Origin of the sequence: Acetobacter thailandicus, from assembly GCF_011516655.1 — a bacterium.
Classification (GTDB): domain Bacteria; phylum Pseudomonadota; class Alphaproteobacteria; order Acetobacterales; family Acetobacteraceae; genus Acetobacter; species Acetobacter thailandicus.
This window is the reverse complement of record NZ_WOSV01000004.1, coordinates 65,930-81,078: the sequence shown is the minus strand read 5'-3', so window position 1 is coordinate 81,078 and position 15,149 is coordinate 65,930. Positions and strand designations below refer to the sequence as shown.

At 52.5% G+C, this 15,149-nt stretch carries 13 protein-coding genes and 1 tRNA gene; 4 read left to right on the top strand and 10 right to left on the bottom strand.

What is annotated here, in order from left to right; genetic code table 11:
- Positions 1-674: 674 nt before the first annotated feature.
- The 3 genes from GOB58_RS07245 to GOB58_RS07235 form a co-directional block, all read right to left on the bottom strand.
- A tRNA-Gly gene (locus tag GOB58_RS07245) sits at positions 675-748 on the bottom strand.
- Between the two features lie 71 nt (positions 749-819).
- Positions 820-2,205, bottom strand: a complete 1,386-nt coding sequence (radA, locus tag GOB58_RS07240; protein ID WP_173559763.1) for a DNA repair protein RadA — start codon at positions 2,203-2,205, stop codon at positions 820-822.
- 28 nt (positions 2,206-2,233) lie between these two features.
- Positions 2,234-3,547, bottom strand: a complete 1,314-nt coding sequence (locus tag GOB58_RS07235) for a UDP-glucose dehydrogenase family protein (RefSeq protein WP_173559833.1) — start codon at positions 3,545-3,547, stop codon at positions 2,234-2,236.
- Between the two features lie 307 nt (positions 3,548-3,854).
- Here GOB58_RS07235 and GOB58_RS07230 point away from each other — a divergent pair, with 307 nt between their 5' ends.
- Genes GOB58_RS07230 through GOB58_RS13215 form a run of 3 tightly spaced genes read left to right on the top strand, consistent with a single transcriptional unit; the run spans position 3,855 to position 5,573 of the window.
- Complete coding sequence (locus GOB58_RS07230) at positions 3,855-4,640, top strand: MlaE family ABC transporter permease (RefSeq protein ID WP_086553668.1); 786 nt, start codon at positions 3,855-3,857, stop codon at positions 4,638-4,640.
- Positions 4,637-5,413, top strand: a complete 777-nt coding sequence (locus GOB58_RS07225; protein WP_086553667.1) for an ABC transporter ATP-binding protein — start codon at positions 4,637-4,639, stop codon at positions 5,411-5,413. The genes GOB58_RS07230 and GOB58_RS07225 overlap by 4 nt, the downstream gene beginning before the upstream one ends.
- Positions 5,414-5,438: 25 nt before the next feature.
- The gene (locus GOB58_RS13215) at positions 5,439-5,573 is read left to right on the top strand and encodes a hypothetical protein (RefSeq protein WP_255375955.1); all 135 of its coding nucleotides are present in this window, start codon (positions 5,439-5,441) and stop codon (positions 5,571-5,573) included.
- A gap of 43 nt (positions 5,574-5,616) precedes the next feature.
- Here the strand turns inward: GOB58_RS13215 and parC are convergent, their stop codons facing one another.
- A complete protein-coding gene (parC, locus tag GOB58_RS07220; protein WP_173559762.1) occupies positions 5,617-7,824 on the bottom strand; it encodes a DNA topoisomerase IV subunit A in 2,208 nt (735 codons plus the stop codon).
- Positions 7,825-7,998: 174 nt separating this feature from the next.
- On the opposite strand from parC, the gene GOB58_RS07215 reads away from it, so the two are divergent.
- Positions 7,999-8,958: an alpha/beta hydrolase gene (locus GOB58_RS07215; RefSeq protein WP_173559761.1), complete on the top strand. Its 960-nt coding sequence runs from the start codon at positions 7,999-8,001 to the stop codon at positions 8,956-8,958.
- A 3-nt stretch (positions 8,959-8,961) separates the two neighbouring features.
- On the opposite strand, the gene recO is transcribed toward GOB58_RS07215, so the two are convergent.
- From recO to pabB, 6 genes are all read right to left on the bottom strand, one after another.
- Positions 8,962-9,708: a DNA repair protein RecO gene (recO, locus tag GOB58_RS07210; protein ID WP_265793146.1), complete on the bottom strand. Its 747-nt coding sequence runs from the start codon at positions 9,706-9,708 to the stop codon at positions 8,962-8,964.
- A 63-nt stretch (positions 9,709-9,771) separates the two neighbouring features.
- Positions 9,772-10,677: a translation elongation factor Ts gene (tsf, locus tag GOB58_RS07205; protein ID WP_086553663.1), complete on the bottom strand. Its 906-nt coding sequence runs from the start codon at positions 10,675-10,677 to the stop codon at positions 9,772-9,774.
- 132 nt (positions 10,678-10,809) lie between these two features.
- Positions 10,810-11,586 (bottom strand): 30S ribosomal protein S2, encoded by a 777-nt coding sequence (rpsB, locus tag GOB58_RS07200; RefSeq protein WP_086553662.1) that lies wholly within the window; start codon positions 11,584-11,586, stop codon positions 10,810-10,812.
- 163 nt (positions 11,587-11,749) lie between these two features.
- Entirely contained in the window at positions 11,750-12,853 is a 1,104-nt protein-coding gene (locus tag GOB58_RS07195; protein WP_173559759.1) for an aromatic ring-hydroxylating oxygenase subunit alpha, read from the bottom strand.
- 116 nt (positions 12,854-12,969) lie between these two features.
- Complete coding sequence (locus GOB58_RS07190) at positions 12,970-13,779, bottom strand: aminotransferase class IV (RefSeq protein WP_173559758.1); 810 nt, start codon at positions 13,777-13,779, stop codon at positions 12,970-12,972.
- Positions 13,776-15,149: an aminodeoxychorismate synthase component I gene (gene pabB, locus GOB58_RS07185; RefSeq protein ID WP_173559757.1), complete on the bottom strand. Its 1,374-nt coding sequence runs from the start codon at positions 15,147-15,149 to the stop codon at positions 13,776-13,778. The genes GOB58_RS07190 and pabB overlap by 4 nt, the downstream gene beginning before the upstream one ends.

Sequence of the window (15,149 nt, the reverse complement as noted above, 5' to 3'; positions counted from 1 at the left end):
TTTGAAGACAATACTTATGCTGTCACGCCAGCTCAGTTGTGATAGCTGCTGAGGGATCAAAGCCTGTGCAGTAAGTTACTGCCTCTCTGAAAAGATGCAGTATTAGTGTAGCGTTATTATGTCGTATGAAACGATACGCCGGTGGAGCCATAGACCAGGCTCTGCTTATGCTGCCCTTACGAAAGCGAAAATAAGTGATGCTGACACTTCGCACTCATGGCAGGTATCAGCTTTTTATCTCAGTGTTCTTTAAAGTTCGCCATCTCTTTATCCGGCCTGCCGGGATATCGTATAAAAATTCACAAAAATACTTTATTTTATAAAAAGATTTACAAATAATTTTATAAACATAAAAACCTGATCGGGCACTTCATCTGAACGCTTAAAACAATTTAAACGTATCAAGATGACCGACAAAACAGACAAAAACTTCAGTGCCATGATCTATCTCGCAGCAGCCGTGATTAACGCACGGTAAATCGCTGAAAGTCTGTCCCGGCAGTATTATCGCTCCCTGGACATAAAACTATTTCTCAATTTTTCTTTAATCAGCGCTTCTGCGCGGCAGGTTATAACGCACTGTGCCGGTACCCTGATACTCTCACAGATGATCCTCCCAATAGCAGGGGAGCACTGTCGGTTATATATTTTTTAAGGAGGGAGATAATTGTGTCTGGAGCGGATGAGGGGAATCGAACCCCCGTATGCAGCTTGGGAAGCTGCCGTTCTACCATTGAACTACATCCGCATCTGACTATGGCCTCTATACGCTTAGAGCGTTTTTCTGGCAACCATCCAATATATTTTTTCTAAACTCCTTTACTCTTCAGGTATACCGCCGGTCAGGTCCGATAAATGGCCAATTTCACGCAGGGTCAAACCTTCAGGCGGCTTGCTGCGGGCACTCCCTCTGGCAACACGCCGGGGCAGTGCTGCCTGGTCAAAACCAAGCTTTACGGCTTCTTTTAAACGGGCGTCAGCCTGTGACACCTGGCGCACTTCGCCTGACAGCCCGACTTCACCAAAATAAACATCGCCTGAACTGGTCGGCACCCCGCTCGCAGCAGAAACTAGTGCCGCTGCCACAGCAAGGTCAGCTGCAGGCTCTGTCACTCTCAGACCACCTGCCACATTAAGGTAAACATCCATACCCGCCAGCTTCAGCCCGCAACGCGTCTCAAGCACGGCGAGCAACATAGAAAGCCGGCCACTATCCCACCCCACAACAGCCCGGCGTGGTGCACCATCACCCGACTTAGGAGAAAGCAGAGCCTGCACCTCAAGCAAAACCGGGCGCGAACCCTCAAGCCCTGCAAAAATAGCTGACCCTGCAATATTGCCGCGACGTTCAGCCAGGAACAAAGCCGAAGGGTTACTGACCTCCTCCAACCCACGATCAGTCATCGCAAAAACGCCAATTTCATCTGTTGCACCAAAGCGATTTTTGGCCGCACGTAAAATACGAAACTGGTGCCCGCGATCTCCTTCAAAATAAAGCACCGCGTCAACCATGTGCTCAAGCACACGCGGGCCTGCAAGAGCGCCCTCTTTCGTCACGTGCCCGACCAGAATAAGGCTGAAACCCCGCCGCTTCGCCAGGCGGATCAGCTCAAACGCACAGGCCCGCACCTGAGAGACTGTGCCTGGTGCACTATCAATCGTTTCAAGCCACATCGTCTGAATTGAATCGATCACCACGACTTTAACATCTGGCTCAGCTTCAAGCGTGGCCACAATGTCTGTCACGTTAATTGATGCTGCAAGGTCAAGAGACGCTGACCCCACCCCCAGCCTGAGCGCACGCAGGCGAATCTGATCTGCCGCCTCCTCACCCGAGATATACAATACCCGTGACCCGCTTTCTGCCATGCGACAGGCAGCCTGCAACAACAGGGTTGATTTACCTATACCCGGGTCGCCCCCTACCAGCACAGCAGAGGCCGGCACCAGCCCGCCCCCCAGAACACGGTCAAGCTCTTCGATACTGGTTTTAATGCGTGGCGGCGGCTGAGCGATACCACTTAACCCTTCAAGCTTAATGCGGCGCCCCCGCGTTGACGGCCGTGCAGAAGAAGCTGCCAGAGGTTCAATCTGCTCCTCTTCAAGCGTATTCCACTCCTCACAGCCTTCGCACTGCCCGATCCATTTCGGGTGCACAACGCCACAGCTGCGACACACAAAACGACGTGAAGGTTTTTTTGCCACAGCCGACTCTCCTTACCGCATTATACGCTCACAGGCGCCCAACAGAATCATAACGAAGCCCGGCAGTTCGTATGGCAGCAGGGTCGAAAATATTGCGTAAATCAATAACGACGCCGTTCTTCATACGCTGTGCCAGTTCGGCTGGCACAAGTGCACGAAACTCATCCCATTCTGTCAGCACCACCAGTGCATCAGCATTTTTAGCTGTGCTGAGTGCATCCTCACAATATATCACCCCTGCAGGCAAAAGCGGGCGAGCCACATTCATAGCAACCGGGTCATAGGCACGAATAACCGCGCCAGCCTCTGCCAGTCGGTGCAATACAGGCAGTGAGGGAGATTCACGCATATCATCTGTCTCAGGCTTAAAAGTCAGCCCGAGAACAGCAATCGTTTTACCTGACACTGAACCACCACACAAAGCGGCAATGCGCCCGGCTATGCCAGCCTTACGGGCTTCGTTAACCAGCACTGTGGTTTCAACCAGGCGACAGGCACTCTGCGCCTCCTGCGCGATGCGTGACAACGCCAGAGTATCTTTAGGAAAACATGAACCGCCATAACCAGGGCCTGGGTTTAAAAACTCACGGCCAATACGCCTGTCCAGCCCCATGCCATCGGCAAGGTCCTCTACACTGGCGCCTAATTTTTCACACAGATCTGCCATTTCGTTAATAAACGAAATCTTCATCGCGAGGAAAGAATTCGAGGCATATTTGGTCAGCTCAGCGGTTTCAATACCGGTGAATAAAAGTGTTGCACCAGTGTGAGAGATTTTGTTGTATACATTGCGCAGCACCGCCTCAGCACGGCCATCGGTACGCGTTTTTTCCTGATCAAGGCCGATAATCACACGATCAGGGCGCATAAAGTCCCCGATTGCATTACCTTCACGCAAAAATTCAGGGTTGGAAGCCACATCAAAATCAGCATCAGGGCGGGTTTCACGGATAATAGCCGCAATACGCCGGCTTGTGCCCACCGGTACGGTCGATTTTGTCACGACAACCGTATAGCCTGTCAGCGCATGAGCGATCTGGCGGGCTGCGGCATGAACATACTGCAGGTCGGCTGCGCCGTCGCCATTTCTGGGTGGTGTACCAACAGCGATAAATACCGCATCAGCGCCTGTTACGGCATGAGCAATATCATCACCGAATGTCAGGCGGCCAGCCTGCGTGTTTGATGCCACAAGCGCATCAAGACCCGGCTCATAAATAGGAATTTCTCCGTTACGCAGGGCATGCAGACGCTGAGGGTTTGTTTCAACAATAGCAACATGCACGCCAAATTCGGCAAAACATGCACCTGATACCAGTCCGACATACCCGCCGCCTATCATAGCTATGCGCACTCAAACTCTCCTGCTGTATAGTCCTGTGCTGAAATCCTGCCTTCACCTGCCGGGGCAAAAGGAAAAAACAGAATAGCAGACATTATTACCACTACAGATGCCCTTCATCATCACGCTCTGCAATGGGGGGTGAACGGATGATGCGTCTGAGCTGACATTTTATCGGGCAACCCGGCGGCTACTCAGCGATCTCATCATAAAAAAATATTTCAGACTTTGACGCCTCGCCCGTATCAGGCTACGGCTTAACATCACGATTTATAAAAGCACTTAACCAGGATGATAAACCGGGCAGATGGATAGCTTGCTCTCTCTTGTAGCCAGACTGGGCCGGACAACCCTTGATCTGATTCGCGCAGCCGGGTCTCTGGCTTTGTTCGCTCTTGAAGGGTTGTCGCACATCTTTCGCCCACCCTTTTACGGGCGTGTGTTTTTCAGCACCTTTCAGGAGACCGGGTTCTTCTCCCTGCCTGTTGTCGCCCTGACCGCGCTTTTTTCAGGTGGGGTTATTGCTTTGCAGTCCTACACAGGATTTGCGCAATACCATGCACAAAATGCTATTGCCGGCATTGTCGTGCTGGCCGTGACCCGCGAGCTGGGACCTGTGCTGGCCGGCCTGATGGTAGCCGGGCGCGTGGGGGCAGCCATTGCCGCACAGCTGGGCACCATGCGTGTCACTGACCAGATTGATGCACTGAGCACACTCTCAACCCATCCGATGAAATATCTGGTGGCACCACGCCTTCTCGCAGGGCTGGTGGCTCTGCCTCTGCTGGTGTTTATTGCCGATATTCTGGGTGTAGCCGGCGGCTTTACTGTCTGTGTTATGAAGCTGGGCTTTTCACCTCATGCCTATATCACGGCAACGCTCAACTCGCTCAAAATAGCAGATGTCACCGTAGGGCTGGTCAAAGCAGCACTGTTTGGTTTTCTGATCTCACTGATGGGCTGCTATTACGGTTATAACAGCAAAGGCGGCGCTGAAGGCGTTGGTTCAGCCACAACAGCAGCTGTTGTTACCGCTTCGATTCTGCTCCTGGCCTTTGATTATCTTCTGACGGATCTGTTCTTCTCACAATGACCAGCACCACTCCCAGAATCCGCATTCGCGACCTGCACAAATCCTTCGGTTCCAGAACCGTTCTGGATGGCATTACTTTTGATGTTCCTGCCGGAATGTCTCTTGTCATTATTGGCGGTTCGGGCAGTGGCAAGTCAGTGCTGCTGCGCTGTATTCTCGGGCTTATCACCCCGGATTCCGGCAGCATTGAAATCAACGGGGAAGATATTGTCGCAGCCTCTGAGCAACGCCGTGAAAAACTACGCGGCGAAATTGGCATGCTATTTCAGAATGCTGCTCTGTTTGACAGTCTGCCCGTCTGGGAAAACGTGACCTTTGGCCTGCTGGCACAAAAGCGCATTAAACGTGCTGACGCCCGCCAGAAAGCAGCCTCAGTTCTGGCTCAGGTAGGGCTTGATGAGTCGGTTTGTGACCTCTACCCCTCTGAACTGTCAGGCGGCATGCAAAAGCGCGTTGGCCTTGCACGGGCTATCGCGGCACAACCTGAAATTCTGTTCTTTGATGAGCCTACAACAGGCCTTGACCCTATTATGGGCGCTATTATCGACGGGCTTATTGTCGATTGCGTAAAAACACTCGGTTCAACCGCTATCGCCATTACCCACGACATGGCTTCTGCCCAGCGCATTGGTGATCAGGCCGCTATGCTTTATAAAGGCAGGATGGTCTGGCAGGGTGCAGCCACATCTCTCATGAACAGCGGCAACCCGCTTGTTGACCAGTTTACCCATGGCCGGCGCGAAGGCCCGATTTCTATGGAACTCCGTAAATAACCCCTCTGAACAGAGACCCCGGACTATGAGACATGTTATCTTACTACTGATCTGTGCTGTAACGCTCTCAGCCTGTTCAGAAGAACCCAAAAAACTGACCACACCCGCTCAGTGGCAGAAGTACGGCTACCACGACCACCTGATGCAAAATAACAAATAACTGCATCCCCCCGGCTTACAAAACCGGGGGGGTGATTTGTCGGTCACCCTTTTTTCATGGCCCATGCCGGTGCAGTTTTACCGACTGCAGCGCGACGACCTGCCCACTCCTGCAGGTCAGACCACTGGCGCACGCGCACCGTACCAGGCCACAACAACCCACTCTCTGACGAGAAAACTATAGCCTGACGCAGGCGTGCATCAGAATATTTCTGCAAAGCAACACCAAGGCCACGCGCCATAACAGGCAACTGTTCTGCCGGGAAAATCAGAAAACGCCTGTTATCACCAATAACTGCGACCTGATCGCCCTCAGCCGGGTTACACAGCAAAGCACGCTCACCTGGTTTTAGGTTGAGCACCTGGCGGCCTGAGCGCTTCTCAGCCACCATACTCTCCTCCTCAACCAGCATACCGCGCCCGACATCTGAGGCAACAAGGCGTTTACCGCCTGCTTTCACAGCAAAAACAGCAATCAGCTCTTCATCATTTGGCAGGTCAAACAATAATCTGAGAGGCTGACCATCGCCACGGCCCCGTGGCAGATCAGCCGCTTTCACGGTGAAAGCTTTTCCGTCCGTTGCAAAGAAGCAGATTTTATCAGTCGTGTAACAGGGGATTGTCAGCCTGAGGGCATCACCCTCTTTGAACTTCTGATTTTCAGCATCAATATTATGGCCTTTAACCGTACGCACCCAGCCCTGCTGCGACAGTATCAGCGTAACAGCCTCACGTTCAACCGCATCAACGACAGAAATATCAACCGGCTCAGGCGCTGAAAGAAGAGTACTGCGACGCTCACCCAGGCGACCTTTACCAAACTGTACACTCATCTCACGCAGTTCACGCTCAATACGTTTCCAGCGCAGACCGGCATCAGCCAGCAACTCTTCAAGGGCTGCACGCTCTGCAGAGAGTTTATCATGCTCTTTGCGAATCTCGACCTCTTCAAGCCGTCGGAGACTGCGCAGACGCATGTTTAAAACAGCTTCAACCTGAATATCAGTCAGAGAGAAAGTGCGAATAAGGCAGTCACGTGCATCATCTTCTTCACGGATGATACGAATGACTTCATCAAGGTTAAGGTAAACTGCGAGAAAACCAGAAAGAATTTCAAGACGGCGTGCAACCGCATCAAGACGATGCTGACTGCGACGCTCCATCACCTCATGACGGTGGTCAAGCCAGGCCTGCAAAACCTCCTTCAGCCCCAGAACCCCCGGAGTACGGTTAGCGCCAAGTACATTCATGTTCAGGCCAAAGCGGCTTTCAAGCTGCGTGGCACGAAACAATGTTTCCATCAGCACTTCAGGCTCAATACCGCGTGTTTTTGGCTCAAGTACCAGACGAATCACGTCGGTACTTTCATCACGGATATCACCCAGAAGCGGGAGTTTTTTCTGCTCGAGCAAATCAGCCATCTGTTCGATAAGCCGGGATTTCTGCACCTGATAAGGAATTTCAGTGACGATAATCTGCCATGTGCCAAAACGCCCCTGCTCCACCTCCCAGCGGGCACGCATACGAAAACTGCCACGGCCTGTTTCATAGGCCTTCAGAATAGCCGCTTCATCTTCCACAATCAGGCCACCGGTCGGAAAGTCCGGCCCGGGCAGATACGCCATTAGCTCCTGCGTGGTACAGCCTGGTTTTTTGACCAGAAAAGCCGCTGCTTTACAGACCTCAGCAGCGTTATGGGGCGGAATACTGGTTGCCATACCCACAGCAATACCAGAAGCACCATTGGCTAAGAGATTAGGAAAGGCACCGGGGAGGACAACGGGCTCCTGCTCCTCACCATCATAGGTCGGGCGGAAATCAACAGCATTTTCTTCAACCCCCTCAAGCAATGCACTTGCAACTTCGGTCAGGCGAGCCTCGGTGTATCGCATTGCCGCAGCGTTATCACCATCAACCGAGCCAAAATTACCCTGCCCTTCTACCAGGGGGTAACGGGCTGCAAAATCCTGCGCCAGACGTACGAGAGCCTCGTAAACCGAAGCATCACCATGAGGGTGGTATTTACCGATAACGTCACCCACAACACGGGCGCATTTTTTAAAGCCCGCAGAGGGATCAAGCTTAAGCTGATACATGGCATATACCAGGCGACGGTGAACCGGCTTAAGGCCATCGCGCACATCGGGCAGCGAACGCGACATAATAGTAGAGAGCGCATAAGACAGATACCGCTTGCTCAGAGCATCGGTCAGTCTGGTCTCTTCTACGCAGCCTTCAACAGTTTCGCTCATCTTACACTCCCTGACACAATGCCACCTTTAACCCATGATCAGACATAGCGGCTGAACCTCTTTTGTTCTACCCCCGCACTGGGCAGCAACAGCAAATTACTCTGCTCTTTCTATTTCTGGCGTGACTGATACACATATAGGTCTGTTCTGCGTTTCAGATACAAGGCTTTTGCTATGACCTCTATAACGCGTCGTAAAATTCTGAGCACCACAGCCTCAGTTGCTCTGGCCTATGCCCTTCTGTTACCACATGCGAAAGCTGCCCCGATGCTGAACGACAGCACAACTTTTCCGTTATGGCCCGAACGTCCCCCCGGTGGTCAGGGCCCGGATTCATCCGGCCCTTTTATTTCTTCACGCGGGGCATACTCGAAAATATCTGTACCAACACTCACCGTCTATCAGCCTGAGCACCCAAACGGCACGGCGATAATTATCGCCGCAGGCGGAGGATACCACTACATTGCCACAGGTAAAGAAGCTATACCTGCGGCCCGCTGGCTGAACTCTATGGGCATTACGGCTTTTATTCTGACCTATCGCCTGCCTGAAGAAGGGTGGAATGAAGGCGGCCTCCCCCCTTTTCAGGATGCACAACGCGCTATCAGGCTGGTTAAATATAAGGCCGCCACATGGCATATCGACCCTGATAAAGTTGGCCTTATGGGTTTTTCGGCGGGCGGGCACCTTATGGGCATGTGCGCCAGCCGACCTGACTGGCAAACCTATCAGCCTGTGGACCAGGCTGATTCTCTCCCGCTTAACGTGCAGTTTGCCATGCTGGCCTATCCGGTTGTGACTCTGAAGCCTCCCTATAATAAAACACGTACCCACCGCTCTCTGGCTGGCAGGGACCCAACACCAGAGGAAGAAAAAGCATGGTCCGTCGAGACATACATAACCGATAAAGCCCCACCTTTTTTTCTGATACAGGCGGCTGATGACCGCATTGCAAACCCTGCCAACACCGCAATATTACAGCAGGCCTGCCTGGCGCATCATGTGCCCGTAACCCGTTATTTATTTGAAAAAGGAGGGCATGGTTTTGGTATGAACGTACCACAGGGCGGCACACCCTGGCCGGAGCTTGCTCAGAAATGGTTAGAAGAGAATCATTTCCTCGATAAAAAGTAATTCTTAATGAGTGCTATCAGTATTTATATTATGCTCACTCTCTTTTTTTAACCTGGCACTCAGTCGTTCACGTACCGCAGGCATAAACACATGACGCTGGCCATAAACGTGGCGAGCCAGAAAATACCCGGTCAGACGCAGCCCGTCATACCATTCTGCATGAGAGCCGGTCTCCTCCTCATGCAATAAAAAAGAGGGTAAAGGCAGCAGCTTATTTTTCCACTCGCCTGCGCCTTCCTCTGTCACAGCACACCCTGTACGTGGTGAGACACAGGATAAACCCGTCACGGCGCCTGTTACAGCACAACGAGACAAGTCCAGACCGAAACCAAGCTCTGTCAGCACCACAAGCTCCCAGCGCACATAATGCGCCAGAGCTGTTTGCTCAGCCTGCACAGGGTCACTTCCCAAAGCCGTCAGTATTTCAAGAGTTTTAATGAAAAGCAGCGAAGACGGTTCATATTCCGGCAAGGCGGTGTCAAGAATAGCACATACTGCCTGCATAACCGATAAAGCCAGTGGCTGCTCAAGCAGACGAAAGGCGCAGCTATAAAGGAGCTCACCCGACACGCGGGGCATAGAAGCCGGACCAGAAACCTGAAAGCGGGCTTTAATAATTGTACCAGGCTGCCACACAGCCCGACCAGCACGCGAGCGTGCCCCAAACACCATGCCATGGACCAGACCGTGCTCTTCGGTCATCACATGAACACGCGCCCCCGCCTCCCCCACAGGGGTAACAGAAAGCACAAGGGCGGGAATCTCCTCCTCTCCGAAGGAAATCCCGCCCCTGTTCATCATCTCAGCAATAGCTCAGACGCCAGATACTTTTGCAACTTCAGCCGCAAAATCATCTTCTTCTTTGTCAATGCCTTCACCGAGGTGGAAGCGATCGAAACCAGCAAGTTTAACACCGGCTTTTTCGACAACGGCCTTAACGCGGCTTTCACCGTCATGCACCCATACCTGCTCAAGAAGAACAACTTCTTCATAGAACTTACGGATACGACCTTCGATCATTTTCTCAATAATCGCTTCAGGCTTACCTGAATCTCTGGCCTGCTCAACCAGAACAGCGCGCTCACGCTCAACTTCTTCAGGGTTCAGGCTTGAAACATCCAGAGAAGATGGACGGGTTGCAGCAACGTGCATACCAATCTGGCGACCCAGCTGCAGCACAGCTTCATCAGCAGATGGTGCTTCGAGAGCAGCCAGAACACCAATTTTACCAAGACCAGGGCGCAGAGCACCATGAACATAAGTAGCAACAACGCCTGAAGGCACAGTGAAAACACGTGCACGACGCAGAGACATGTTCTCGCCGATGGTAGCGATCAGATGTGTCAGTTCGTCAGCAACTGTGCGCCCGGTGTCGAGAACAGCAGCCTTAATCGCTTCAAGGTCTTCACCAACTTTAAGCGCAACTTTAGCTACGCTTTCAACAAAGTTCTGGAAAGCTTCGTTACGGGCTACAAAATCGGTTTCAGCATTCACTTCAACCATAGCGGCTTTTTTGTCTTCTGACGCAACGCCAACCAGACCTTCAGCAGCTGTACGGCCAGATTTTTTAGCAGCAGCAGCAAGACCCTTGGTGCGCAGCCAGTCGATTGCGGCTTCAACTTCACCGTTTGATTCGTTGAGGGCTTTTTTGCAGTCCATCATGCCTGCGCCAGTTTTTTCGCGCAGTTCTTTGACCAGTGCAGCGGTAATAGCCGCCATATCAGAATCTCCTTAAAAACCGGCAACGCGCCCTGCATGGGGCGCGTACCGCATCATCTGCCTGCAGGTACAGGCACACATTCACCCTGAGGCAGGCGAGGCAAAATGCCCCGCGCTGCGCTCTATCAGGCTTCAGCTGGCGGCTGGAGTTGCTTCAGCAACCAGAGCAGCTTCAACTGGCAGTTCTTCAGCAGCACCGAGGTCCTGACCAGAAGCACCCAGCTCTGCAGAAATACCATCGAGAACAGCAGAAGAAACCAGGTCGCAATACAGAGAAATTGCGCGAATGGCGTCATCGTTACCCGGAACAGGGAACGTAACACCTTTCGGGTCAGAGTTACTGTCGAGAACAGCAACAACCGGGATACCCAGTTTGTTTGCTTCTTCAACAGCCAGCTTCTCTTTGTTGGTGTCGATGATGAACAGGATGTCAGGCAGACCGCCCATTTCCTTAATACCGCCCAGTGAACGCTCGAGCTTGTCACGATCGCGGGTCAGCTCAAGAATTTCTTTTTTGGTCAGACCAGCTGTGCCGGTTTCGAGCATTTCCTCGATCTGACGCAGGCGCTTAATAGAACCTGTGATGGTCTTCCAGTTGGTGAGCATACCGCCGAGCCAGCGGTGGTTCACATAATACTGACCGCAACGTTTTGCTGCTTCAGCAACAGGCTGAGCTGCTGCACGCTTGGTGCCAACGAACAGAACGCGGCCACCGCCAGCAACTGTGTTACGAACAGCCTGGAGTGCACGGTCAAGCAGACCAACAGTCTGCTGCAGGTCGATGATGTGAACCTGGTTACGTACCCCAAACAGGTACGGCGCCATACGTGGGTTCCAGCGACGTGTGTGGTGACCGAAGTGAACGCCAGCTTCAAGGAGCTGACGGAGTGTGAAATCAGGCATCGCCATGGGGCGTCAATCCTACCATTCTGGTTAATCCTCCGCGAAGCTTGCCCCGCCATTCTGGCAGGACACCAGAGGTGCAAGGCCTCGCGTGTGTCGTCCTGGCACCGGCCAGGCTGTGCCGATATGACAAGATTCTGGCGGTCATGCAAGGTAAAAAGCCAGAGTCTCAGCCTTTTTGTACAGGTTTAGCCATCTTATTAGGCACACCACACCGGGCAAGCAGACCACGCAGCGCCTTAACTGTGGGGAAAACTTCAATGTTGCGGTCCCCCCCCAGCTCACGCCAGGCTTTCTGCTCAAGCTCTACAATTTCACGGTCTTCTTCAAAAATACGGTGCGTGAAAAGCCCCAGAACGGGCCAGGCCAGATCAAGCAAAAACCCCCATTTCGGTTTTTTTACTGACAACAAACCAAAAGCCTGCGTGCCCTGCTGGTCAGCACCCAGCGGCACATAACAGGTCCACAGATCCATAATCAGATCACCATCTTTATCGTGGATCTGAAGTGTCTGATACGGATAGGTTGTACGTATCGACACAACCTCCTCAACAGGCTGCTCGCGCCCCTGAAGATCTTTATGGCGGCCAAAAATCAACGCCTCAGCCAGTGGCTGCTCACCACCTTTCCGGGCAAAACTGTACCGGGCCTCCTGAAAGTTCTCCCCTTTATCCTGCCCGAGAAAACGCGCTGTAATAGAGCCCATCTGCCGCCGGTGCAAAAACTGATGATTCATATCCATCAGATTTTCATGCATAAAGGTATAATGACATTTCAGGCGCGGGCTGAACTGGCGGGTTTTATAATCAGGGTTACCCACCTGTGCCACGCCAGGCAGCGGCACACTGTCTGCCAGTGCAGGGTCACCCGGGAAAATGAAAATCAGGCCGCCTTTTTCACGGCAGGGGAAAGAGCGAACCGGTCGTCCAACGCCTTCACGGTTAAGATAAGGCACCGTTACGCACTGACCGTCACTATCAAATGACCAGCCATGATAGCAGCATTTGATACAGTTTTTTTCGACAACACCTTTGCTCAGGGGCACCTGTCGATGAGCACAACGATCTTCCAGTGCATAAACCGGCCCGCTTTCAGGGCGGATAAGCGCAACAGGATAACCAGCATATCGTGCAGCAAATGCCTTGCCACGTCTGACCTTGTGCGACCAGGCTACAGGGTACCAGAAATCAGGGTCACAATCGATCTGGCGCAGATCGTATTCTGGTTTTCTGTCCTGATCGTCTTTCTGGCTTTTCGAAGCTTCCATCAACATGGCCCACGAATCCTTTCACATAACGGGGAGCAGGCTACACCCGCTATACAGCCTGATACAAATTTTCCGGCAGGCTGAAATGCATAAAAATTACCGAAAAAACAGGACAAATTTTGTCATATTATTAACGATAGTTCCTTACATACTCTATAAAATCCGTTTCTGTCCTGCCTGAGAAGCATACCATCCAGGCTTGTCACACAACGCAGGCTCAGAGCATTGACCAGATAAACAGCATCAGCCTGGATCAGATCCTCTCTCGTCAGAACGACATCATCCAGTAAACCCTTCTGACGCAGCACAGCACAGGCCACCCCTGGCAAAGCGCCTTCTTTCTGTGATGGTGTCAGAAACCGCCCGGCTTTTTGTACCAGCACAGAGCTGACTGTTGTTTCAGCAACACGGCCTTTTGTGTTCAAAATAAGGGCATCGCCTGCCCCGGCCTTTACCGCCTCCTGCCGTGCCAGAATGGAAGGCAGGTAATTCAGTGTTTTAAACTGGCACAACACGGAAAGTTCATCCTGGCGTACCAGCTGGCTGGTTATCAGTGTCACATCAGCAGGAACAGAAGCGCCCTCTGAGGCGGTCATAAAGACTGTCGGCTGTGACTGTGCAGGCGGCGCAATCCCCCTTAGGCCGGCACCTCGTGTAACCGTCAGACGCGCTGACCCCTGCTCAATATTCAGCGCACCAAGTAATGATGCCGCTGCCTGTTCAACGACATCCTGCTCTGGCACTGGCAGAGCAAGCACCATACTGCCTGCCTGAAGGCGCGCCATGTGCAGCCCGATATGTAAGAGTTTCCCCTTATCTACCCTGAATGTTTCAAAAAGTCCGTCACCGAGGGTCAGACCACGGTCTGCCACTGATATATAAGCCTTATCAGCCGGGCACAAAGCGCCATTCAGCCAGACAACACCCTTCACGGTTCAGCCCCAAACAACGCGAGTAACGGCCTGAGCTTAAGGCGCATTTCTTCATATTCCGTCTCAGGGTCAGACAAAATGGTAATACCACCACCGGCTGAAACATGCAGGCAGTTACGGTGCCTGACCAGAGTGCGGATAATAACAGAACTATCAAGACGACCATCTACCCCGATCTGCAAAACAGCGCCGCAATAAGCACCTCGTGCACCGGCTTCAATCTCATCGATAATCTGCATAGCCCGATGTTTAGGTGCACCGGTAACCGAACCAGGCGGTAATGTTGCCTGCAACAGATCAAACACATCCTGATCAGGGTTAAGCTGAGCCCGCACTTCAGAAACCAGGTGATGCACATGCTCAAACCGCTCTACCTGCATCAGATCCGGCACATGCACACTTCCTGTCTGTGCAACACGCCCGATATCATTACGCATCAGGTCAACGATCATCAGGTTTTCAGCACGTTCTTTTTCATTTTCTGAAAGAGCGTTAGCCAGCGCGATATCCTGCTGAGCATCCCGCCCGCGCGGTGCTGTCCCTTTAATCGGGCGGGTACTGACCTCACCCTGCGTGCTAACCTGCAAAAAACGCTCAGGCGATGTTGAATGCAGCGCATAATTGTGGCCACACCGTAAATAAGCACCAAAAGGCGCCGGGGCCTGACGGCGCAGGGTGCTGTATAAAGCGACATCAGAAAAATTTTCAGGCAAAGAGGCACTATAACGCCCGGTTACATTAACCTGAAAAATATCACCCGCGGCAATATAGTTACGCGCCTGCATGACAGCCATACAATAGCCACTGCGTGGCCTGTCTGCTTCAAAAGCAAGACGAGGCAGGGCCGGCACAACAGGCACCTCTGAAGAAAGCTCTGCCCAGGCCGTATGAAAACGTGCCTGAAGGCCAGCCTGCTGCCAGCCTGACATATCATCGCGACAAAACCCGGCAACATAAGCGCGCTTTTCCTGCCGATCCCAGAGAACTGCGTGATTATAAAGCGCAAAAGCCGCCTGTGGTTCAGCATCATCAGTATGACGTGTCGCTATTTTTTCCTGCTGCATGCCACAGCCATACCCGGCAAAACCTATAAAGCCACCGTAAAATGGCAGATTTAAAGGCTTTTTACACCCCTTTGCCAGTACAGGCATAAAGTGACGCAGGCGTTTAAATACACTGGCAGAACCAGCTTCATCGCCAGCAGGAACGATAAAAGCATGTTCGGGATCAATGCATAAAATCTGCCAGCGGCTGCGCTCTCCCTCCGGGCCGCCACTATCAAGGAAAGCACACCAGGGCCTCTCCCCCCAGGCAGCGAAAACAGCTTCCGGGTCTTTCCATGGCAGAAGCTGCGCCCATAACTGCACCAT